Source organism: Holdemanella sp. DFI.5.55 (assembly GCF_020593575.1).
Lineage (GTDB): Bacteria > Bacillota_I > Bacilli_A > Erysipelotrichales > Erysipelotrichaceae > Holdemanella > Holdemanella hominis.
This window is the reverse complement of the sequence record NZ_JAJDMK010000257.1, coordinates 1-272: the sequence shown is the minus strand read 5'-3', so window position 1 is coordinate 272 and position 272 is coordinate 1. Positions and strand designations below refer to the sequence as shown.

Genomic DNA, 272 nt, shown 5'->3' with positions numbered 1-272 from the left:
ATTAGAGCCTTGGAAAGGAATTGCTTTAGGCTATTTAATTGGGATTGGCATAGGTCTAATTTTGCCACCTTTATCGAGCCATTTTTTAAGCTTTCACAAAGGATTCAGTTTATATAATATCGGGTTTACTTCTGGCATTATTGGTATGTTTATTACAGCTATTAGCCGCATGTTTGGTCATGAAATTGAGAGTGTCTCAATCCTTTCTAGTGGAAACAATCTGAGTTTATCAATAGTAATTATTGGTTTTTGTTTTGTTTTTTTTGGATTGG

The 272-nt window shown here is 33.5% G+C and carries 1 protein-coding gene; it reads left to right on the top strand.

Features of this window, described 5'->3' with window-relative positions; all coding sequences use genetic code 11:
- Window positions 1-272: DUF1576 domain-containing protein (locus LJE08_RS14015; RefSeq protein ID WP_227403583.1), on the top strand; the 272-nt coding region annotated here is incomplete at both ends.